This window comes from Candidatus Hecatella orcuttiae, assembly GCF_002009985.1.
GTDB lineage: Archaea > Thermoproteota > Bathyarchaeia > Hecatellales > Hecatellaceae > Hecatella > Hecatella orcuttiae.
On the sequence record NZ_MTLX02000005.1, the window covers coordinates 757,992 to 779,809 of the forward strand.

The 21,818-nt window shown below is 46.9% G+C and carries 21 protein-coding genes; 9 read left to right on the top strand and 12 right to left on the bottom strand.

All coding sequences use genetic code 11. From position 1 onward, the window contains the following. Positions 1–2 precede the first annotated feature (2 nt). The 3 genes from BWM17_RS06915 to BWM17_RS06925 all read left to right on the top strand — a co-directional run bounded on the left by BWM17_RS06915 (position 3) and on the right by BWM17_RS06925 (position 1,903). Entirely contained in the window at positions 3–308 is a 306-nt protein-coding gene (locus BWM17_RS06915) for a MoaD family protein (protein WP_309493203.1), read from the top strand. Between the two features lie 190 nt (positions 309–498). Continuing rightward, the gene (locus BWM17_RS06920; protein WP_309493204.1) at positions 499–972 is read left to right on the top strand and encodes a cytidine/deoxycytidylate deaminase family protein; all 474 of its coding nucleotides are present in this window, start codon (positions 499–501) and stop codon (positions 970–972) included. A gap of 28 nt (positions 973–1,000) precedes the next feature. Next, on the top strand, positions 1,001–1,903 hold the full coding sequence (locus BWM17_RS06925; protein WP_309493205.1) for a prephenate dehydrogenase/arogenate dehydrogenase family protein: 903 nt from the start codon (positions 1,001–1,003) through the stop codon (positions 1,901–1,903). Positions 1,904–1,908: 5 nt separating this feature from the next. Here BWM17_RS06925 and pheA read toward each other — a convergent pair whose 3' ends face one another. Genes pheA through BWM17_RS06945 form a run of 4 tightly spaced genes read right to left on the bottom strand, consistent with a single transcriptional unit; the run spans position 1,909 to position 5,835 of the window. Next, positions 1,909–2,754: a prephenate dehydratase gene (gene pheA / locus BWM17_RS06930; RefSeq protein ID WP_309493206.1), complete on the bottom strand. Its 846-nt coding sequence runs from the start codon at positions 2,752–2,754 to the stop codon at positions 1,909–1,911. A gap of 25 nt (positions 2,755–2,779) precedes the next feature. Further along, positions 2,780–4,018, bottom strand: coding sequence for an argininosuccinate synthase (locus BWM17_RS06935; protein ID WP_309493207.1), 1,239 nt, complete (start codon positions 4,016–4,018; stop codon positions 2,780–2,782). Between the two features lie 44 nt (positions 4,019–4,062). Then, a complete protein-coding gene (leuD, locus tag BWM17_RS06940; RefSeq protein WP_309493208.1) occupies positions 4,063–4,575 on the bottom strand; it encodes a 3-isopropylmalate dehydratase small subunit in 513 nt (170 codons plus the stop codon). A gap of 3 nt (positions 4,576–4,578) precedes the next feature. Next, positions 4,579–5,835, bottom strand: coding sequence for a 3-isopropylmalate dehydratase large subunit (locus BWM17_RS06945; protein ID WP_309493209.1), 1,257 nt, complete (start codon positions 5,833–5,835; stop codon positions 4,579–4,581). Positions 5,836–6,013: 178 nt separating this feature from the next. Between BWM17_RS06945 and BWM17_RS06950 the strand changes: the two genes are divergently transcribed. The 5 genes from BWM17_RS06950 to BWM17_RS06970 all read left to right on the top strand — a co-directional run bounded on the left by BWM17_RS06950 (position 6,014) and on the right by BWM17_RS06970 (position 11,225). Then, positions 6,014–6,673 carry a nuclease-related domain-containing protein gene (locus BWM17_RS06950; RefSeq protein ID WP_309493210.1) on the top strand — a complete coding sequence of 220 codons (660 nt, stop codon included), beginning with the start codon at positions 6,014–6,016 and terminating at the stop codon, positions 6,671–6,673. Between the two features lie 78 nt (positions 6,674–6,751). Beyond that, a complete protein-coding gene (locus BWM17_RS06955) occupies positions 6,752–7,294 on the top strand; it encodes a CDP-2,3-bis-(O-geranylgeranyl)-sn-glycerol synthase (protein ID WP_309493211.1) in 543 nt (180 codons plus the stop codon). Between the two features lie 248 nt (positions 7,295–7,542). Continuing rightward, positions 7,543–8,217 (top strand): pyruvoyl-dependent arginine decarboxylase, encoded by a 675-nt coding sequence (locus BWM17_RS06960; protein ID WP_309493212.1) that lies wholly within the window; start codon positions 7,543–7,545, stop codon positions 8,215–8,217. A gap of 41 nt (positions 8,218–8,258) precedes the next feature. Further along, a complete protein-coding gene (locus BWM17_RS06965; RefSeq protein WP_309493213.1) occupies positions 8,259–9,998 on the top strand; it encodes an ATP-dependent DNA ligase in 1,740 nt (579 codons plus the stop codon). Positions 9,999–10,169: 171 nt separating this feature from the next. Further along, on the top strand, positions 10,170–11,225 hold the full coding sequence (locus BWM17_RS06970) for a tyrosine-type recombinase/integrase (protein WP_309493214.1): 1,056 nt from the start codon (positions 10,170–10,172) through the stop codon (positions 11,223–11,225). A 306-nt stretch (positions 11,226–11,531) separates the two neighbouring features. Here BWM17_RS06970 and BWM17_RS06975 read toward each other — a convergent pair whose 3' ends face one another. The 8 genes from BWM17_RS06975 to BWM17_RS07010 form a co-directional block, all read right to left on the bottom strand. Beyond that, entirely contained in the window at positions 11,532–11,963 is a 432-nt protein-coding gene (locus tag BWM17_RS06975) for a hypothetical protein (protein WP_309493215.1), read from the bottom strand. 295 nt (positions 11,964–12,258) lie between these two features. Beyond that, positions 12,259–12,732: a hydrogenase maturation protease gene (locus tag BWM17_RS06980; RefSeq protein ID WP_309493216.1), complete on the bottom strand. Its 474-nt coding sequence runs from the start codon at positions 12,730–12,732 to the stop codon at positions 12,259–12,261. Positions 12,733–12,826: 94 nt separating this feature from the next. Beyond that, positions 12,827–14,287: a Ni/Fe hydrogenase subunit alpha gene (locus tag BWM17_RS06985; protein ID WP_309493217.1), complete on the bottom strand. Its 1,461-nt coding sequence runs from the start codon at positions 14,285–14,287 to the stop codon at positions 12,827–12,829. Further along, on the bottom strand, positions 14,284–15,240 hold the full coding sequence (locus tag BWM17_RS06990) for a F420-nonreducing hydrogenase (RefSeq protein WP_309493218.1): 957 nt from the start codon (positions 15,238–15,240) through the stop codon (positions 14,284–14,286). The genes BWM17_RS06985 and BWM17_RS06990 overlap by 4 nt, the downstream gene beginning before the upstream one ends. Positions 15,241–15,242: 2 nt before the next feature. Further along, the gene (locus tag BWM17_RS06995; protein WP_309493219.1) at positions 15,243–15,674 is read right to left on the bottom strand and encodes a hydrogenase iron-sulfur subunit; all 432 of its coding nucleotides are present in this window, start codon (positions 15,672–15,674) and stop codon (positions 15,243–15,245) included. Between the two features lie 15 nt (positions 15,675–15,689). Continuing rightward, positions 15,690–19,055, bottom strand: a complete 3,366-nt coding sequence (locus tag BWM17_RS07000; protein ID WP_309493220.1) for an NAD(P)-binding protein — start codon at positions 19,053–19,055, stop codon at positions 15,690–15,692. A gap of 5 nt (positions 19,056–19,060) precedes the next feature. Next, positions 19,061–19,954 (bottom strand): CoB--CoM heterodisulfide reductase iron-sulfur subunit B family protein, encoded by an 894-nt coding sequence (locus BWM17_RS07005; RefSeq protein ID WP_309493221.1) that lies wholly within the window; start codon positions 19,952–19,954, stop codon positions 19,061–19,063. Next, positions 19,955–20,518, bottom strand: coding sequence for a 4Fe-4S dicluster domain-containing protein (locus BWM17_RS07010; RefSeq protein ID WP_309493222.1), 564 nt, complete (start codon positions 20,516–20,518; stop codon positions 19,955–19,957). A gap of 253 nt (positions 20,519–20,771) precedes the next feature. On the opposite strand from BWM17_RS07010, the gene hypE reads away from it, so the two are divergent. Beyond that, a complete protein-coding gene (hypE, locus tag BWM17_RS07015; RefSeq protein WP_309493223.1) occupies positions 20,772–21,818 on the top strand; it encodes a hydrogenase expression/formation protein HypE in 1,047 nt (348 codons plus the stop codon).

Sequence of the window (21,818 nt, forward strand, 5' to 3'; positions counted from 1 at the left end):
ATATGGGGAACTCTGTATCTATGAAAGTCAACGTAGTCTATCTTACAACATTCAGAGAAATCGTCGGTAGGCGAAGCGAAACTGTGGAATTGCCGGATGGTTCAACGCTCATGGATTTACTTGAAACTTTAGCTGAAAGAAGCCAAAAATTCCGGAAGGAACTGTTCAACCCAGAGGGGGGAGAGATTAGAAGCTACAACAAGGTGGCGTTAAACGGCATCTACGCAGAGTATCTGAACGAAAAATTCGCTACAAAGCTTAGAGAAGGAGACAAAATACTCATCGCTCAGGGAGTTTCCGGAGGTTAAAACGAACAATCCCACACCTTTAACGGGGAATAGGCTCGTTTTCCCGCCTAGACTCTCCAAAAAACTGGAGAGTTTAACATATCCAAACTCCCTTCGATTAATTTTAAGTTTGGCTGGACTTGGAGAAAAAGTACGCTGAGCAAATGGGAAACCATATTAATGTGAGCCGGTCATTACTTTGGAATGAAAAATGAGGCCTTCTAAGGAAGAATATTATCTGGCCATAGCTTCCCAGGTGGCTACGAGAAGCACATGCCTCCGGAGACACTACGGAGCCATCATCGTGAGAGACGACCAGATAGTCAGCACAGGCTACAATGGGGCGCCCCGTGGGCTACCTAACTGCATCGACCTAGGCTACTGCATTCGAAAGGTGCGTAACATCCCCCCAGGGGAGAGATATGAGTTCTGTCGAGGTGTCCACGCTGAACAAAACGCCATCATCAACGCCGCCCGGGCGGGAGTCAGCGTCCTCAAGGGAACCATCTACATTGCAGGGCGAGATGCGGACACTGGAAGAGCGCTGACGGAAAACTATCTGGTACCATGCCGTCTCTGCGCGAGGATGATCATCAACGCTGGCCTCCAAGCAGCGATAACACCCTACAGGGTCTTTTCGGTAGACCACTTGGCGGAGATAGGCGAATTGGAGAAGGTTGATTAAAACATCCGCAGCCTAGAAGGTGTCAGGTTTGGATCCCTTTGGAAGAAAAATTTCCATCATCGGTGGAACGGGTAGAATGGGCAGGTGGTTTGCCAAATTTTTCAAAGACAAAGGCTTCCAAGTTTTGATAGCCGGTCGAAGCCTTTCAAAAGCAAGGCGGGTGGCTGCTCAACTGGGTGTGGAGTTCGCCGAAAAGGGGAAACCTGCCGTGGAAGACGCCGATATGGTGATGGTGGCCACAACGCTGAATTCCACAGCGGCTGTTCTCTTGGAGAACGCTCCTTTGATGAAGAGGGGAGCCGTCCTCATGGATGTTGCTTCCCTGAAAAGCGATGTCATCCCAGCTTTGCAGAAAGCCGAAGCCTACGGAGTTCACTGCCTAAGCCTCCACCCCATGTTCGGTCCAGCCGCTCAAACCATGGCTGGAAAAAACATGCTAGTCATTCCGGTGAGTAGTTTGAAAGGAGAATTGAGGAGGCTTCTGAGGATTTTCAGCGAAGCAGGAGCTCGCGTAGTAATTCTCCCCAACGCTCAAGTCCATGACAGGATGATGGCCCTCACTCTCGCTCTACCCCATTTTGTCAACATAGTATTCGGGCGGACACTCTCCGCGGCGGGTGAAAAAATAGGAGAGCTTCAAAAATTCGCGGGAACAACTTTTTCCATGCAGACTCTTCTGGCTGGAAGCGTCCTTCAAGAAGACCCTCAAACCTATGGGTCCATTCAAATCGACAATAAAGCTTTTCTTAAAATCCTATCATTACACATTGAAAAGGTCAACGAATTGAAGCGGATCATTCAGGGAAAAGACAAAGCTAGTTTCATAAAATTTTTTGATGCAGCAAGGGATTACTTGGCTGAAAGCGCTGAGTTCAAGGCCTCGCCTAAAAAAGTTTACAGTGCTCTTGAATTTTTGAAGTCATCAGGGTAAAAATTTTACGACGCCCGCCTGTAGGAGCCTAAGACCTTAAGAAATTCACATAGGCTTCGCAGGTCTCCTATGGCTTCTGCGCACTTTTCATCTTTTCTATGCCCTTCAAATTCCATGAAGAAAACATACTCCCAAGGTTTTTCCTTAGAAGGTCTGGACTCGATCTTTGTCAGGTTAATGCTTCGGGAGGCAAAAGGCTCCAACGCTTTATGAAGGGCGCCGGGGACGTCTTTGGTGGAAAAGATGAGAGAGGTCTTATCCTTTCCTGTAGGCTTAGAATCACTTTGGGAGAGGACAATAAAACGGGTTAAATTTTGAGGCCAATCGCAGAGGTTTTTTTCCAGAATTTTCATACCGTAGATCTTCGCAGCCAACTCTGTTCCTATCGCTGCGGCATTTTTCATTCTTTTGAGTTTTCTGACAGCTGAAGCCGTGCTTTCCACCTCTTTTCTCTTTGCTTTGGGGAAATTCTCGTCCAGATAGGTTCTGCACTGGGACAGAGCTTGAGGGTGAGATAGAATGACTTTGATTTTCGACTTATCCGTTCCCCTATTCACTATGAGGCTGTGTTTTATCTCCTCCAGGATTTCGCCACATATTTTCAAATTAGACTTGTAAAGGAGGTCCAGAGTTAAGTTAACGGAACCTTCAACAGAATTTTCTACCGGCACAACCCCGTAGGTAGCCTTACCCTCAGCTACGGCTTCAAAAACTTCTTGAAGAGACTCCAATTCAAGGAACTTCGCTTTCCTTTTGGAGAAGAATTTTATCGCCGCCTGCTGGGTGAAAGTACCTTTAGGTCCTAGGAAGGCTACAGTAGGATGTTTTTCCTTTGTTTTCAAAGTCGACAACGTCCCCATGGATCCGGGTTTACTTTTATTTTTCATCTTCGCTGACTTCCGATTCTTTAGTGGCAGACTTTAGTTTGGCCAGAAGCTGGCTGGAAACCTTTGTAGGAAGCCCCCAGATTTCGATGAAGCCTTCAGAAGCAGACTGGTCGAAGGTTGACTTCACGTCGTAAGTGGCTAACCTGAGGTCGTAGAGGGAGAAGGGAGAGCTTCTGGCCACCGTCTTCACGCTTCCTTTGAAAAGTTTAAGCTTAACTGATCCACTTACTCGCTGCTGGCTGGTTTTGATGAAGGCGTCTAAGTCCTTTTTGAGAGGGTCTTCCCAAAGGCCGCTGTAAACCAGCCAACTCCATTGCGAGTCTACATACTGCTTGAACATCAACTCATGGCGGGTTAAAACCAGCTTTTCCAAGTCTCTATGAGCTTCCAGCAAACATGCTGCAGCAGGGCACTCGTAGACTTCTCTTGACTTCAACCCCACGACTCTGTCTTCCACGTGGTCTATTCTTCCTATCCCGTGAGCCCCCGCGATTCGATTCAGGTTTTCGATCAGGGTCACCCCGTCAAGTTCTTCGCCGTTTAATGCGATTGGGACTCCTTCTTCAAATTTCACTGTCAAGTAAGCGGGTTTATCAGGAGCTTTCTCCGGGGATGTTGTCCAGCTAAAGGCATCTTCAGGGGGTTCAGTGTCTAAATGTTCCAGCGGACCTGACTCTATGGAGCGCCCCCACAGATTTTGGTCTATGCTGTATGAGGCTTCTTTCAAGATTACAGGTATTCCATGCTTCTGCGCGTACTCGATTTCCTTATCCCGCGTTAACCCCCATTTTCGAACCGGAGCCAACACAGTGAGTTCAGGGGCTAGGGCGCGGATGCTGACCTCAAACCTAACCTGATCGTTTCCCTTTCCAGTGCAGCCGTGAGCTACTGCTGAGGCTTTTTCCTTTCTAGCTACTTCCACCAGTTTAGCAGCTATCAAAGGTCTTGCTAGCGCGGTGCTGAGAGGGTATTTCTCTTGGTAAAGCGCATTGGCTTGGATGGCTGGGAAGACATAGTCTTCCACAAACTCCTTTGTGGCGTCTATGTTGTAATGCCTCGAGACTCCTAGCTTCAGGGCTTTATCCTCAACGGCTTTAAGGTCTTCCTGCTGGCCTACATTTACAGTTACGGTCACTATCTCTGCGTTGTATTTCTCCGCAAGCCACTTTATCATGACTGTGGTGTCAAGGCCGCCGGAGTAGGCTAGGACTATTTTCTCCAAGGACATCCTCACCAAAAAAATCATGTTAAAAGGCTTAAAGCTTTTTAGCTTCAGAGGACATAGGTACCCTTCTTCTTAAGATACTCAACCAGTCCGCCGCTTTGAAGAATATCCAAAAGAACGGAGGGTAGAGGTCTGAAGTTGTAGGATCTCTCAGCCTCCCTGTTCTTTATCACGCCAGCCTCCAAGTCTATCTCTAGGATATCTCCCTCCCTAGTTTCTTTGGATGCCTCCTTTGACTCAAGTACAGGTAAACCCACATTGATGGCGTTTCTAAAAAATATTCTGGCGAAAGACTCCGCCACCACAGCGCCTATGCCCAGTTCCTTCAACACCCGTGGAGCATGCTCCCGGGAGGAGCCGCATCCGAAATTTTTCCCAGCTACAATGACATCCCCCGGCTTGGCTTTTTTTGAGAAGTTCGGGTCTAAGCCTTCCATAGCATGTTCCGCCAGCTCTTTCATGTTGAGGGTTTTAAATTTGTATTTACCTGGGATGATGACATCAGTGTTTACGTCGTCGCCGAACTTCCAAACTCGACCTTTAATGGGCTTGAAAACCATAGGTCAACCTCTCCAACCTTGAGGGTCAGTTATTTTCCCCGTTAAAGCGGACACAGCGGCTGTCTTAGGCGAGACGAGGTAAATGTCTGCCTCCGCGCACCCCATCCTCCCTACAAAATTTCTGTTGGAAGTGCTTAGGACGACTTCCCCGGGAGCAGGGATCCCTTGATGAGCTCCTACACAAGGCCCGCATCCGGGATTACACAGCGTGCATCCTGCCTCGAGAAAAGTTTTGATGAATCCTGCCTCCAAAGCTTCTAGGTACACGTTGACGGAAGCAGGGACGACGATCATCCTAACATGAGGGCTGATTCTTTTCCCAGCTAAGATTTCAGCGGCCTCCTTCAAGTCTTCTACGCGACCATCGGTGCATGAACCTAGGAAAACTTGGTGAATGTCAAGGCCTTCCACTTCTTTGACAGGCTTCACATTATCCACTGTGGGCGGGCATGCTATTTGAGGTTCAATCTTTGATACGTCGTATTCACGTGTCTCCACGAACTCTGCGTCAGGGTCGTTCTTCAAAGCTTTAGAGAAGTTCCTTCTCTTCTCGAGGATATATTTCTCAGTCGTTTCATCAGGTTCTACCAAACCGTTTTTAGCTCCCATTTCCACAACCATATTGCAAAGAGTAAGCCGCCCGTCCACGCTCATATGCTTCACAGCCTCTCCAGAAAATTCCACAGCCTTGTAGGTAGCTCCGTCTGCTCCTATCTGACCGATGAGGTAGAGGATAACGTCTTTAGGAGTAACATGAGGAGGCATTTCGCCATCTAGGTTTATCTTTAAGGTTTCAGGAACTTTAAACCAGAGTTTTCCCGTCTTGAAAACTGCCGCTACCTCTGTGGAGCCTATGCCCGTGGAAAAGGCTCCCAAGGCTCCGTAGGTGCATGTGTGAGAGTCTGCGCCTACTACAACCATGCCAGGTTCCACGTGTTTCTCCACCATCAGCTGATGGCATACTCCCACACCCACATCGTAGAAGTTTTCAATTTTCTGCTCCGCGGAAAACTGCCTCATCAGCTTGTGAAGACTGGAGGTCCCTTCTGTGGCGCTGGGAGCTACGTGATCTATGACGAGGATGACTTTTTTCGCGTTCCATAGGAGTTCGCCGCCCATTTCCCTGAACATTTTAATGGCTAAGGGAGCGGTCCCGTCATGAGCCATGGCCAAGTCTACCTCAGCCACCACCAGCTCGCCTTGCTCTACGTTCTTCCCCGATGCCCTCGAAAGAATCTTCTCCGTTATGGTCTTTCCCATAAGTGTCTTGAACTCCTCTTATGGTGTTGGAATTAAAGGAAAAATGCTGAGAAAAGATATATACCTTACTAGAAAGCCCTTTTAGATAGGCTTTAAAGCCCACGGACAAATTAAACAAGCTGGGAAAATCTCCAATTTGACCCTCGCAAAATTGAACAAAGAATTTTTACTGGAGATTTTGAAGTACACAAAGGAAAGCGATGTCCTACTTGAGGACGTGTTATTATCCAACACTTTTCTACCTTCCCACACAGCCAGAGACCAGTTGAACCAACTCGCTGTTCAGAGGCTTATTTCCAGAGAGGGAAACCGCCTAAAAATTTCGCCAATCCAGAAAGTAGATCTGGCGGTTCAAGCCTTAAGGCTGGGTTTAACCCTCGGCTCTGTCTGCCGATATCTGACTTGGCAAGAGTTTGAAAAGGTAACAGCCTACGCTTTGGAGAAAAACAACTACCATGTTTTAGCCCACTTGAGGGTGAAAATGAACGGAGAATGGAGTGAAATAGATCTTCTCGCCGTTCAAAATTGGCTTGCGTTAATGATAGACTGTAAACATTGGAAAACCCACCTAAACAGGTCGAAGGTTCAGAGAATAGTGGACATGCAACTGAAGAGACTGGAGGCTCTGTCATCTCCTAAGAACTTGAAGAAAATCGAGGTTGAATTAAAAATGAAGCTTCCACCTTGTTTGAAGGCAGTTCCGGTGGTTGTAACTCTGCTGGAGGTTAACTACCTTGTCTACAGAGGAGTTCCCATTGTTCCTATATCCAAGTTCGGCGGCTTCCTCAATGAGGTGCTGGGCTGCTGGGAGCTTTTTTCATTCAAATCCCTGACCTGAAGCACCCTCGCTTATGCGGCTTCGTAAGTTTAATATGGAAAAGGATGTTTACTGGTTCAGATGGCCGTGGGTTGAAGCTTGGCTGACCTAAGTTTCATCATCTCTTCAGCCATCATCATGGTGCCGGCCTATCTAGCCAACGGCATGCCTGTCCTTTTTGGGGGTGGGAGGCCCATCGACGGAGGAAAGAATTTCTTCGACGGTCGGAGGCTTCTAGGAGACGGTAAAACGGTGAGAGGAGCTGTTGCAGGGGTGATGTTTGGGGTGGTAGGCTGCCTTTTGACAGCGAGTTTCCTGAATTTGGTAACCACTCAGTCTTTCCCTCTGCCTCTTTACGCTCTTTTAGGGTTGGTCGTAGGCTCAGGTACAGTTTCAGGAGACCTTATAGGGGCTTTTATCAAAAGGAGAGCCAATCTTCCCCGAGGAGCCCCAGCGCCCGTGCTAGACCAGCTGGGATTCATTTTAGTGGCTCTGCTTTTCATCTACCTCTTTAACCTAGCTGTTCCCTTACTAACTCTGACCGTAGAGGTCTTTTTCGCCGTTTTGGTGGTAACGCCCTTTATTCACATAACTGCTAACGTGATCCTTTTTCTTTTAGGGAAAAAAAAAGAACCTTGGTAGTTTTCTGGTTTTTTAGAAAACTTTATTTGAAAGCCATCAACCTAGAAACTTTTGGGGCTTTGAAAGAGAAATTCTTTAAATTTTTAAGGTTTGGGTCTAAATTTTTTAAACTGAAATGTATAATAATGAAGCTTCCTGAAAATATTCCTAATTTCGGCTTTATATTTTAAATTAATCGTGTCTAAAGGATTTATTCTGAGGAAAAACTTTAATAAGAAAAATTAAAAACATCTAAAAACGTAAAAACCTTGCATGTTAAGGAAAGGGAGGCAAATCATAGAAAGTTGGCGTATCCGATACATGGACTGTTTCTGCCTAAAAAATTCTTTCTGACCAGCGGATGCGCAACCAGTTCTACGTCTCCTCTAAACGCCTTTGACGCCGCCCTCATCAAGGCGGGAATAGGACAATGCAACCTTGTGAGCGTGTCTTCCATACTTCCCCCAGACGCGGAGAAAATGGAGAGCTTTGAAATCACACCTGGCACCATCACGTTTTGCGTTTTAGCTCGAATGGACGGAGATCCCGGGGAGACCATCGGCGCAGGTATAGGATGGGCCTGGGGCATCACAGCAGATGAAAGAAAATATGGAATCGTCGCTGAGGCTCACGGGTATAAAGATCGGGAAGCCATCGATAGGGAGTTAAAATGGAAACTTCAGGAGATGGCTAAACTCAGGCAGATGCGCTTAATTCATGTTGAAACAAAACCTGAATGTTTAGAGGTCCCTAAGGGGAAATATGGCAGTGCAACCGTCGCCCTTGTCTACGTACCATGGGAGTTGGAAGAAACTCAGCGAACCATTGCTAGGGAATCCTATATGGTCCCTGAGGAATTGTTAAAGATGGAAGCAGTTACAGCGAAGGTAAACAATAATTCGGGGTCTCTTAAACTTCAAAACAATTCCCGCCTTAAGACATAAGAAAAACTTTAATCACTGAAGACTATATTTCCTAAACTGCCGTGGTTCAATTTAAAGAACTCTGCGAATTATGTGAGCGTTTAAGTCAAGTCTCCAGTAGAATTTCCAAGATAAACCTAGTAGTAGAATTTCTCAAAAGGGCAGACTTGGAGGAGATTTCTGCAGCCATTTCCCTTATCATGGGGAACCTCCCCAAAGCTTACGGGCAGCCTTTGAACCTCAGCCATTTGACTCTTTACCGCACTGTATTGAGGATGACCAAGGTGGAGGAGGAGAAATTTTTCGGCGAATTTAGCCAAACAGGGGATGTAGGAGAAACTGTTAAGAGAATTCTCGAAAAATATCCATCTAAAACGCAAAAACTCCTCAAAGATGAGCCCATAACTTGCCGAGAAGTTGCTGAAGCCCTTCAGCAGATAGCGGAATTTACAGGAGCGGGCGCTCGGGTTAAGAAAGAAAGGCTGCTGGAAAGCCTCTTAGGCAGGGTAAGCCCGTTGGAAGCGAAATATTTGGTGAAGAATCTGCTGGGGGAAATGAGGCATGGATTCGGCGAAGGCCTCATGGAGGAAGCTTTAGCCAGAGCCTTCAATATCGGAGTTGAAAAGATCCGCATAGCCCACATGTCTATAGGGGACTTGGGGCGGCTGGGGAGACTGTTGAAATCCAAAGGACAGGCTGGTTTAGAGGCGGCGGTCATAGTTCCCTTTCATCCTGTAAAGCCTATGTTGGCCGAACATGCTGAAAGCTTAGAAGAAGTGCTTAGGCAGCACGGGGGAAAAACATGTTTAGAAGACAAGTTAGATGGGGTTAGAGTGCAGATTCATAAGGTAAACTCTGAAGTTCGCATTTACAGTCGAAGATTGACGGAGGTTACAGATTCTTTCCCAGAGGTCTCCAAGACGATAAAGGAGAAGGTGCAGGCAAAAGAAGCCATAATAGACGGGGAAATAGTAGCCGTGGATCATAGAGGCCGCTTTCAACCATTTCAAGAAATTATGAAAAGATACGGGCGAATTAAAGAGACCTATGACTTCGCTAAGCATGTCCCTGTCGCCCTCTTCTTATTCGATATTCTCCACCTAAACGGGATGCCTCTTATCGATAAACCCCTGATGGAAAGAAAAGCCATATTGGAGAAGATTGTTCCTTCGCGGATGCTTGTCCGCAGCCTAACCGCTGTAAGCCTCGACGAAGCTAGGAGATTTTTTGAAGAAGCCATAGGTAGAAGATGCGAAGGCGTTGTAGCCAAGCGTCCAGATTCTACTTATACCCCGGGCATCCGCGGGAAAAAATGGCTGAAAATAAAGCGGCCTCCCTACACTTTAGATCTTGTAATTGTGGCGGCGGAGTACGGCTATGGATATAGGCATAAGTGGCTTAGTGATTATTACCTGGCAGCAAGCGTTCAAGATGGTGAAAAGAAAGACTCACCCACAACCTTTCCAGAATACGTGGAAGCCTTCCATGGCGGCAAGTTTGAAATAGTTGGGAAAACTTTCAAGGGTTTGACTAACGAAGAAATCAAAACTCTCACCCAAAGGCTTCAAAACATAGCCCTCAAAACTGAAGGAAGGGCGGTCATAGTTAAGCCTGAAATAGTGGCGGAGATAGCCTTTTCGGAGATTCAGCGGAGTCCCCAGTACAGCAGCGGCTACGCCCTCAGATTCGCCAGAATCATCCGTATCAGAGACGATAAAACCGTAAGCGAGATCAGCAACCTGAAAGATGTTGAGCGAGTTTTCCTCACTCAGCATAGGGTCCAAGATTTTGGACGGGTATAGTGCTCTCCAAAAAATCGAAAACTGTGAAGTAGGAAGTTTTCCATAAATTTTCCGGATCTTTTCTTGTTGGAGGTTAGGGGGTAAAATGGAAAAGTTTTTGGAAATGAAAGGGCTCTTAAAATTTTTCCGTATATATGCAGAGTGCAATACGGAAAAATCCTTATATAACAAATGAAATCACCCATAATTATTCCGGTGGAAAACATGCAAGACCTCCTAGCCTACGAGTCTGTTCGATCTTGGATGAGCAATTTCCCAGACAGACCTAACACCAAAAAAGTCTATCTATTTAGGCTGTCTAAGTTCTGTCAGTGGATAGGGAAAGACCCTGACACCTTAATTCGAGAGGCTGAAAAAAATCTTTCCGCTGCACATAATCAGCTGAAAGAATTCTACAATAAGCTGCTGGGAGAAGGTAAAAGTCTAAAGACAGCGAGCACATCTTATCAATGCTTAAGGTCTTTCTATCGCTGGAATGACGTGATCCTGCCTCGGGCACCGCGAAGTTTCAAAGGCCGGGTAGAATTCGCCTCCCGACGAGTTCTAAGCCAGCAGGAAATCAGCATTATGGTAGGTGCATGCTCCACCATAAGAGACAAAGCTCTGATAACCTTCCTAGCTCAATCTGGCCAGCGAAGCGGGGTTTTAACGGCTTTAAAATATAAACATGTAAGAAGAGGACTTGAAAATAATGAGAACCCGCTGCTGGTGGAAGTTCCAGCTGTGCTTAGAAATGACAAAGGAATTAACATCAACAAGCTGGGTGAAGCCTACAGGTTTGCGGTAGGGAGAGACTCGATCATGTTTTTGAAGATGATGATAGAAGAACGTCGAAGGGACGGTGAACCTATCGACGGGGAAAGCTGGCTTTTTAGGAGCTACTCTAAAGGCGGTGAAAACGGAAAGTCGACGCCTACAAAAATTTCTAAAAGTGAAAGGGGTCCCCCTTTAACATCTGTTTCCATCAGAGAAATAGTTCACGAGGTCGCCCTAAGAGCTGGAATTCAAGGGAAGGCCTCGGATAAACGCTACGAGATATATCCTCATGTCTTCAGGAGATACTGGAACATGAGAATGCAGGAAGCAGGCCTCAGCGAAGATTTAAGGGAGTATATGATCGGGCATAGAGTCCCCTACGAGGGCGCCTACAGTAGATGGTATCCCGACGCCATAAGGCGGGAATGGAAAGCTAAAAATGTCGAAAAATATCTCAGCCTTCTCTTATAAACGCCTCTCCAGTTATTAGGGCGAAGAGGAGATGTCCCTAAATTTATTATACTTTAGTAGGGTTTTTTTGGATGCTCGCTGAATTATCAGTTTCCTATTTTTAATTTTAACACTAACCCATACTAGGTCTTCTTTGAAGGGGAAACTTGAGTCGTCAACCAACTTTGTTGGCAGATAGATTCTCGGCGAAGAATAGCTTCGTCCATTTTTCAGCAGTTTTTTTGCTACGGTAAATTTTGCCAGACACTCTTTCAAGGCTTATCACGTTTTACTTCGTAAATACTGTTTCAATATCATTAGAAAAGTTTATAAAATTTTCCTTCGCAAAAATCTCAGAAAATCTAGCTTACTTAAAACTCCTTTCTGCTGAAAGTTTTCAGGTGGAACGGATTTTTTGAGCGGCCTTACTGAGTCAATGACGGAATTATGTATAAATCGTAATATTTCTTCTTCAAGCTGATTAAAATTTGGAATAAAAACGTAAATGTTGGAAGGAATATATACCATAAAAGGTAATCTGAGTGTATTAGAGTAAAGGCCCTCGGAGGTTTTTGTGTATATCTTCAAGCTGATTTCCTCCCGATCACGCGGTGACTGGTCTGGGTTATACTCTATTTCAAACGTCCATTCTTGGGGAAGCCTGCGTTGCAAATATTTCTTCAGAAGAGTGACTAGAGTTTCCCCGTATTTTAAGGCAAACTCCTTCCTTTCTCGTAGGGGTATGGGAAACTTGGGCACCTTTCGCCATCTCCACCTTGAACTAGGCTCACCAGTGGTAAAGTCTACGGAAGCACATAAGTTTATTTAAGCTTGAATAAGCGACTTGGAACTGCTAAGTTGCAACTTATATTAAATAGTGTTGAAAGTTGAAGGAACAGAACCTGAGTAACGTAGGTTTGTGCCCCTTTGCAGAAGTTTTCCGTAATCTTGTTTTTTGCGCGTCTCCGCCGTTTTCGATTTTTTGGACGGTTATTAAACCCTCCAAAATTTTGGAGGGTAGAAGCGTGATGCGTCCCAGCTTTGCAGATTGACCTCATGATTCCAGTTCTTTCAAAATAGCATCAACAACCCGAAGACCGGCTTCCCGAACTTTCGCCGTTATCCGCTTCGTGAAGACGGAGAAATCTTTTATTTCTATGGCGTAGACCACTATTTCTTTCGGCATTCTATTGGGAGCATAGTTTTCACCAAGTCTTAAAGCGGTGGCGAAATTCAAGTCATGGGAGGAAGAAAGGTGACGGGTGCTGTCAAACTCCGAGGGGGAAAGCCTAAATATTCGGCCTACCTCAGTCTTTCCAGTTGCTATGGCGTCTACAACTATCACTTTATCGTAGTCCAGCATTTCCTCTATGAGCCTTAATCCTCCCGCACTGGCCTCCTTGACATCGATGTCTGTGCGGCGGCGCAACCGTTTTTTTAAATCTCGAGCAACCTGTATGCCTATCCCATCGTCTCCTAAGATTTCATTGCCTACGCCCAGTATCAAAGTTTTCAACTTGATCTTCAACAGATCAGTAAGCGATGGGCAGATAAAGATTACGAAGTAAACTTCCAGCGCCTAAATATAAAATAGAGGAATAGTTAAACTTCAAAATAAAAAATTAGAAGCGCGTCAACCTCTTCTTGAGCTTTCCGCGACTATCGTAAATGTCAACTTCAAGAGGCATCTGACCGGGCAGCGTGTGGGTGGCGCAAGCGAAACAGGGATCGTAGGCTCGGAAAGCCATTTCCACCATGTTTAGTATTCCCGGCGACACTTCACCGTTCTTGATTAACCCCTCTGCCGCTTTTTTAATGGACATGCATATAGCGGCATGGTTATTGGTAGTACCCACTATAAGGTTAACTTTCTGCACGATCCCCCTTTCATCAGTCTGATAATGGTGGTAAAGAGTGCCACGGGGAGCTTCAACAACGCCTACTCCCTCGCTAGGGGTCTCAGTTATTGGTCTTCTAACGTTCGGATCTGTTATTTCAGAATCTTGGCTGAGTTCCAAGAGTCTTTCCGCAGCGTAAAGCAATTCCACCAAACGGGCCCAGTGAAAGGCTAGGGTAGCATGCACGGGCTTTCCGCCTAAGGTTTCGTATAGTTTTTCATACTGCTCCTGAGCAAGAGGCGTCGCCATTCCGTCCGCGGCGTTAAGCCGTGCGAGAGTGTTGGCGCGGTAGACTCCGCTGTTTTTACCGTCTACAAAACCCTTCCATCCCACTTTTTTTAGGTACGGGAATTTCAGGTAAGACCAAGGTTCCACTCGTTCTTCAAGATGATTTAAATAGTCGGAGGCTGGGAATTTCACGAACTCATTGCCGTCCGGGTCTACAACCCTGATTTTTCCGTCGTAAAAGTTCACTCGGTTTTTGTCGTCCACCAGACCCATGTAGTAGGTTTTGTGCGTGTAAGTGTCTCCGGTGATGAGGTCCACGTAGGTCTTGTTTTTGAGGACTATGTCTTCAAAAAGTTTCAAGGAGAACTGCGCAAATTTGACTTCCTCTTTTGCCATTTCCTCTATTCTAGCTCTTTCCGTTTCTTTCAAGGGCTTACTTATTCCGCCGGGAACACCGAAAGTTGGATGAACTTTCCTCCCGCCGATCATGGACACGATCTCCAAGGCGTCCATTCGCTGTTTTATCACGTACTTTCCGGCTTCCACACCTACTTTACGTATCACGCCGAAGATGTTTCGCTCCTCCGGAGGCGCCTCGGGGCCGACGACGAAGTCGGGGCCGCCTAGAATGTAAAAATGAGTGGTATGATCGTATACGTAGAAAGCACTGTAGAGGAGTTCCCTGAGTTTTTTAGCCGCGGAACTAGGCTCCACGTTGAAAACAGCATCTAATGTTTTGGTGGAGGCCATATGGTGGGCTTCAGGACAGACACCGCAAATGCGCGCGGTTATGTCCGGCATTTCCTCTACAAATCGGCCTTCGCAGAATTTTTCGAAACCCCTTAGCTCGGGGACTTGGAAGTAGGCATTGGCCACATTGCCTCTGTCGTCTAGAAAGATACTTATTTTCCCATGACCTTCAAGCCGGGTTATAGGGTCTATGGTTACTGTTTTCATTTTCTTACCCTCCCAAGAATGGATTTGGTTAGAGTAAACTTGTAGAACTTACCTAGGGGGTCTATTACTTTGCCTAGGGCTTCCTTTATCTCCTCTTCATCTGTGGAATCCAAGTTTGAGGCTAAGGCCGAAAGCATCTTGGCGCCTTGGTCTTCAATGTTAGGCGAAGGCCCATAGCATCCCCAACAAGGCATGTTAGCCTTGGGGCACAATGCCCCACAGCCCCCTCTCGTGGCAGGCCCCATGCAGATGACACCTTGCTCTAGAAGGCACTGCTCTTGGTCGGGGACGATTTCGTAAGGTCGGTAGATGGTCTTGAATTTGTTCCCCAATCTTTTCCTTTCACATTCATGGCAAAGCGCCCTGTCTGAGGCTCCCACAACTGAGCCTTTCGGCGGCAGTTTCCCGCTGACGATGGCTTGGATGGCATTCCAAACTTGCTCTCCAACAGGCGGGCATCCGGGAACATAATAGTCCACATCGACAACTTCGTCGAGGGTGGAAACATTTTCCCTCAACTCAGGTAACTCCAACTCCCCTTCAGGAATTGAGTATTTCGGCTGAGGCTCCACCTTTTCCGGATTGATTGTGCTTGGAGTTTCATGGTAGGCTCTGGTGAAGATGTCTTTGACGGTGGTGGCGTTTCCTAAGCCGGGGATACACCCATCTACGGCGCAGGAGCCGAAAGCTATCATCACCTTAGACTTAGCCCTCAGAAGCTTAGCTACATGCTCATCTTCGCGATTACGAATGGCCCCGTTGAAAAAGCAAACGTCTATGCTTTTGTCTTCCATTTTCTCCACATCGGAAAATTTGAAGTCCACAGCCGCAGGCCAGAAGACTATGTCAGCAACAGCCATGACATCCAATACTTTTTCCCCTATTTCGAGAACTGATATTTCGCAGCCTCCGCAGGAAGCAGCCCAGTAGAAGCCCAGTTTCAACTTTCCCATTTTTACCGTCCCTCCTTCTTGCCAGTGTTCCAGTTTAACGGCCCTAGTTGTCTGATTTTCTCTGTCATCTCATGAACTGTTTTGGCGAATTTTTCTCCCTCGGAGGCTGAGATCCATTCTAGCCTCACTCTCTCTTTCTCTATGCCGAACTGCTCCAGAAGCCTTGAAAGGAGAGTGTACCTTTTTAACATCATATAGTTCCCTTCCATGTAGTGGCAGTCTCCCGGGTGGCATCCTGCAATGAGAACTCCGTCAGCCCCTTGGGCTAGAGATTTAATTACGAATGTTGGGTCTATTCTGCCTGTGCAGTTAACTCGGATCGTGTACACGTTAGGTGGGTATTCCATCCTGCTTGTACCAGCCAAGTCGGCTCCCGCGTAGGCACACCACCGACACAGGAAACCGATTATTTTAGGTTCAAACTTCTCTCCCAATCAAAACACCCCTTTTTAAGTGGCCAAAATTCCCTCCACTTCCGCGTAAATCTGTTTATCTGTGAAACCTTGCTGTTTAATGGCGCTTGAAGGACATGCGGCAACGCAGACCCCGCAAGCTTTACAGAGGGTTTCTTGCACCACCGCCACTTCTTTTTCCTCGTCAAATTCTATTGCATTAAAGGGACAGGCTCGAATGCAAACCCGGCAGGCGGAGCAAAGGTTCTCATCAACTACCGCTATATCTGGCTCAACTTCCACTTTACCACGGTCGATAAGCGAGAGCGCCTCAGCTGCAGCTGCTCCTCCTTGAGCCACCGAGTCAGGTATGTCTTTAGGCCCTTGGCAGGCTCCTGCTATGTAGATGCCGTCGTTGGCCGTGGAGACTGGGGCTAACTTCGGATGTCTTTCTAGGAAGAAGCCGTCTCTGCTTCGGCTGAGAAGGAATGTTTTAGCGATCTTGTCGCTGTCTTTCCTCGGCTCCAAGGCTACGCTGAGAATGACCATGTCCACCGGAATCCGCCGCACTACTCCGAGGAGGGTGTCCTCGCATACTACGATGAGTTTTCCCTCTTCTTCTGGGGTTTCAGCGAAATCTGTAACCTCAGCGCCCTTACCTCTTATGAAAATCACTTCCTCGTTCATCACTCTCTTATAGAATTCTTCATACCCTTTGCCGAAGGCTCTGATGTCGATGTAGAGTTCGTAAACTTTAGCATCGGGTAGTTTCTCCCTAACTAGGTGAGCGAATTTCATGGACTGCATACAACATATCCGGGAACAATATTCGTGGTAGTTTTCATCCCGGCTTCCGACGCAGTGGAGGATGGCTATGCTTTTAGGTGCCTCTCCGTTTTTGAGGGTTATCTTACCGCCAGTAGGCCCTGAAGCATTGCACATCCTCTCAAATTCGAGTGAGGTTACAACATTATCATAGACTCTATAACCGTACTGCCGAGCGATAGAGGGATCGAAAACGTCGAATCCTGTGGCTACAATGACGGCTCCAACATCTATCTCCATCACTTCATCTTTCATCTCATGGTTAATTGCCTCCAGATCGCAGGCTTTAACGCATTCCAAGCATTCGGAACATATTCCGCAATCCATGCAGCGGTCAGCTTCACTTTTAGCTCGCTCGATGTCATAGCCTCGGACTACTTCGCTGAAATCTTTTATCCGCGCGCTAGGCTCTGCAACTTGAGGCTCAATCCGCTCCTGAACAGGGAAACGTTCTCTGAATTCCGCGATCTGCTCTTCGCTAGGTTCACGGGGAGCCTTCACTTCTTCCGGGGTGGGAGCTAAAGGCTCTCCTTTCAGGTATCTGTCAATGGACTGGGCGGCCTTTCTACCAGCAGCCATGGCATCGATGACGGTGGCAGGACCAGTTACCACGTCTCCTCCTGCGAATACACCTTCCAGATTGGTGGCTAGAGTGGCCTCGTCGACCTTCAGCGTCCCCGCGGGGGAAAGCTCTAAGCCTATCTCTTTGACGAATTCTAGGTCGGGTGTTTGGCCTATAGCAGCGATGAGGTTGTCTACTTCGATGGTGAATTCTGAACCTTCAATGGGAATAGGCCGCCGGCGCCCGCTGGCGTCAGGAGGGCCTAACTCCATCCGGATACATTCCACTTTTGATATTCGGCCTTTCTCCGCAATGATTCTTTTCGGAGCCACGAGGAACGTTAATTTAACGCCTTCCATTTCAGCAGCGTGAACTTCCTCCTTGCTGGCAGGCATCTCTTCGCGGGAACGCCTATAGAGAATAGTTGTAGAACTCCCCAGCCTAACTGCCACTCTAGCAGCGTCGATAGCAGTGTTTCCTCCGCCGACGACCACCACCCTGCGTCCCAGCTGAACTTTTTCACCCATGTTCACTCTGCGGAGAAAATCTAGGCCGGGGATAACGCCTTCCGAGTCTTCCCCAGGAATTCTGAGGCTCACACTCCGCTGAGCCCCTGCAGCCAAGAAGATGGCCTGGTATTTTTTCTTCAATTCCTTAAATCGAATCTGTTTTCCTACTTTAACGTTTGTCTTAATTTGCACTCCAAGCTTTTCAATGTAGCCAATGTCCTTGCTGAGGATGTCTCTGGGAAGACGGTAGGCGGGTATCCCCATCCGCAGCATTCCACCCGGTTCGCTAGCAGCTTCGAATATGGTGACATCATATCCCATGAGGGCTAGGTCATGAGCTGTGGTAAGACCTGCTGGACCTGAGCCTATGATGGCGACTTTCTTACCGTTTTTAGTTATGGACGGTATCTCTATTTCTTCAACATCAACCTGGTCAGCTGCAAATCTTTTGAGGGCGGCTATAGACAGAGGCTCGTCGACATATCTGCGGTTGCAGACGTTTTCACAGGGATGATAGCACACCCGGCCGCAGACGGCAGGGAGGGGATTAGTTTTCCTGATGAGCTGGTAAGCTTCTTTGAATTTACCTTCAGCGATGAGGGCTAGATACCCCTGAACATCTTGATGGATGGGACAAGCTAACTTACAGGGTGGAGTCTCCTTTTTGGAGATGAGGAAAGTATGAGGAACTGCCTGGGGAAACGGCATGTAAATGGCCTTGCGAAGGCCGAGGCCTAAGTCGAATTCGCTGGGTACTTCAACTGGGCAGACGTTGAGACATTCTCCACAAGCAGTGCATTTTTCAGGGTCTACGTATCTGGCTTTCTTTCTGATTTTGACCTTAAAGTTGCCTGCGAAACCTGAAAAGCCTTCAATCTCACTGTAAGCCAGTAGCTCAATGTTGGGGTTACTTCCAACCAAAGACATCTTGGGAGTGAGTATGCATGCAGCACAGTCTAGAGTTGGGAAAGTTTTATCAAACTGCGCCATGTGGCCGCCTATGGTGGGCTCTTTTTCTACTAGGTAGACTTTTTTACCGGAATCAGCAACTCTAAGAGCCGCCTCGATCCCGGCTATGCCTCCGCCCACAACCAATGTGTTCGGGTTCACACTGAAAGTTTTGATCTCCAAGGGCTCATGATGGGAAACTCTTCTCACGGCAGCTGCTACCAGTCTTTTAGCTTTCTCCGTTGCAGCTTTACTATCCTCCGTAACCCATGAATCCTGCTCCCTGATGTTTGCCATCTGGAACAGGTACGGGTTCAAGCCTGTTTCATTCAAAACGCGCCTGAAAGTCTGCTCGTGCATCAGCGGTGAACATGAGGAAACAACGATGCGGTTTAAACCGCATTCCCTGATGTCTTTTTTGATCAAGTCTTGGCCTGGATCAGAGCACATGTATTTGTATTCTCTTGCCACCACAACTCCTTTTAGTTTAGAAGCAAACTCTGTTACTTCTTGAACGTTCACTGTCCCTGCAATGTTCGTCCCACAATGGCATATGTAGACTCCAATTCGCTCTTCCACCAAATTCACCTCTCCCTTTTAATCACACTCACTTTGTAAGGCTCGATGATTTTATCCACCGCCACCAACTCCTGTCCCAAGGCTACTTCACTCTCTATGGGACGACCGAAAGCTAACCCCAAAAGCTGGGTGAAATATAGTGTAGGCATAGAATAATGGGTTCCGAAAATCGAATTGACCCTATCTTGGGAAGCTTCCAAGTTCATCTGACACAACGGACAAGCAGTAGCAATACAGTCCGCCCCTGATCTGGATGCAGCTTTTAACAGTCTTTCGATCAGCTTTAAGGCAGCCTCCTCATTGGTAACCCTCTGCATGCCGCCGCAACACTTCGCTTTTAAAGGAAACTTGACTGGTTCAGCGCCGATCCATCTGAGAAGCTGTTCCATGGTTTGAGGGTTTTCTTTGTCGTCAAAGGCTCCGAAAGGGCGAACAGTTTGGCAACCGTAGTAGGGCGCCACTTTCAAACCTTTGAGCGGGGCTGTAACCTTCGATTTCACTGCTTCTTCTCCTACATCGTTAACTATGATGTCAAGCAGATGACGTACTTTTAATGAGCCATAGTATTTGAGGTTGATTTCCCCTAAAGCCGCGTTCACATTTTCTCTCAGCTCTTTGTTTTCACATATATACCGATTGGTTTTATCTAGAACAACGTAGCATGCTGGACAGATTGTCGCTATATCCCGATTATACTTTTCAGCTAGAGCTAAGTTCCGGGCGGCAAGAATGTGAGCCCGCAGTTCGTAGATCGACATGTAGGCAGTAGCTCCGCAGCAGTTCCAATCATTCAATTCTAGAAGGTTCACTCCCAAAACTTTTGAAGCAGATAATGCAGAAATTTCATAGCTTTTATTCAGCCCTTTAACCGAACATCCCGGAAAATACGTATAATCCAATTACTTTTCTCCCCCTTTTGAACGTTCAACTAGATTTGGCTCCATTTTTTTACTCACTAACCATCTGTCTATTTTATGGAGGTCTTCTACACCTTTGATCGTTTCCACGCCCAGCGGCAGACGTCCACGTCTGAAGAGCTTTAGACCTAACATTGCTTGTGACAGAAGTTTTCCAGGTTTAGTTTTAGAGGTTTTCATGCCGTAGGTGGCCATTAGTTTCATTTCAGGGATGCGGCCATACTTGTTAACCAGTTCGACGAAAGTTTTAGCTAGAATCGCCGCGCCTTGATGTTCTCCTAGTCCATATTCGATAGCTAGCCTTTTCAACTCATACATGAAGTCGGTGATTTTAATGCCCGCTGGACATCGGACGGTGCAAAGGTAGCATGAAGTACAAAGCCACATAGTGTTGCTTTTCAAAACTCTATCTACCATTTCCGCTCTCAAAGATGCTATGATCTCTCGAGGGGTATAGTCCATAGCCCAGCTTGTCGGACAGGATGCTCCACAACTGCCACATTGAAGACATTTTTTAATGGTACTGCCTTCAGGGGTTGCGTACAAAGAATCTAGGAAACTTTTTGACTGGATGGAAGAAACGACCTCGGACAGTACATTTCACCTTGGCTATAGTATTTTCGATGGTATATATAAAAATTTTCTATATATAAACAATAAAAATAAATTTTTTACAAATAATAAAAAATAAAAAAGTATATATAAATTTTAACCCCTCATCAACCCCCTCAAAAAGGTTAATTAACCAAGAAAAGGCTGAAAGCACGTAAATGTCTTCCTCAACCAAGAGGTTACACCTATGGACTATGTAACCCTAGCCCATGGAGCCGGTGGAACCGTCATGCAAAGTTTGATCAAAAAGTACTTTTTAGACTTTTTAGGAGGTAGCAAAGCCGAAGTTCCTCTGGAGGCCTTGGATGACGCAGCTGTGGTGGATGATGTCGTTCTTAAGTCCGACTCTCATACGGTTAAGCCTCTCTTTTTCCCAGGGGGGGATATCGGACGGTTGGCTGTGGCGGGGACGGTTAACGATATAGCGGTTATGGGCGCGGAGCCCAAGGCCTTAGCCGCTGGCTTCATCATAGAGGAAGGGTTTCCCATAGCGAATTTAGATAAGGTTTTAAGGGGAATGAGAGACGCTTGCCGGGAAGCTGGAGTCTACGTGGTAACCGGTGACACCAAAGTTGTTGAAAAAGACGCTTTAGACCAGCTTGTGATAAACACCTCGGGAATAGGCAAAAGAAGTGAAGCTTTGGATGAAAACTTAGCTGTTGTAAAGAAATATCGGCCTATAGATTCCCGTTGGCTTTTAGATTCAAATCTCCGAAAAGGAGATAAGATAATAGTCTCAGGGACCGTAGGCGACCATGGACTAGCCCTGCTAGCTTTCAGGGAAGGCTACAACTTCGGAGGAAACATCGTCTCCGATGTAGCTCCACTGAACAAACTAGTTCAGAAACTCCTAAAAGTGGGGGGTATAGTGAGTATGAAAGACCCGACTAGAGGCGGCTTGGCCAACACCCTCAACGAATGGAGCGAAAAATCGATGGTCGGAATCACCGTTAAAGAAAGTCGAATACCCATCTCCGAGGGTGTGAAAGCTGCCTGCGAAATGCTGGGCATAGACCCTCTGGAAGTGGGAAACGAAGGTAAATTGGTCATCGCAGTGGTTCCTCAGAAAGCCGAGGAAGTTCTCGCTGCTTTGAGGGATACAAAAGAAGGAAGGGAAGCCCAAATTGTCGGAGAGGCCACCGACAAATTCGGTGAAGTGGTTCTAGAGACAAGCGTAGGTGGACGAAGACTGCTCCCTCCGCCCGCAGGAGATCCCATCCCTAGGATCTGCTAG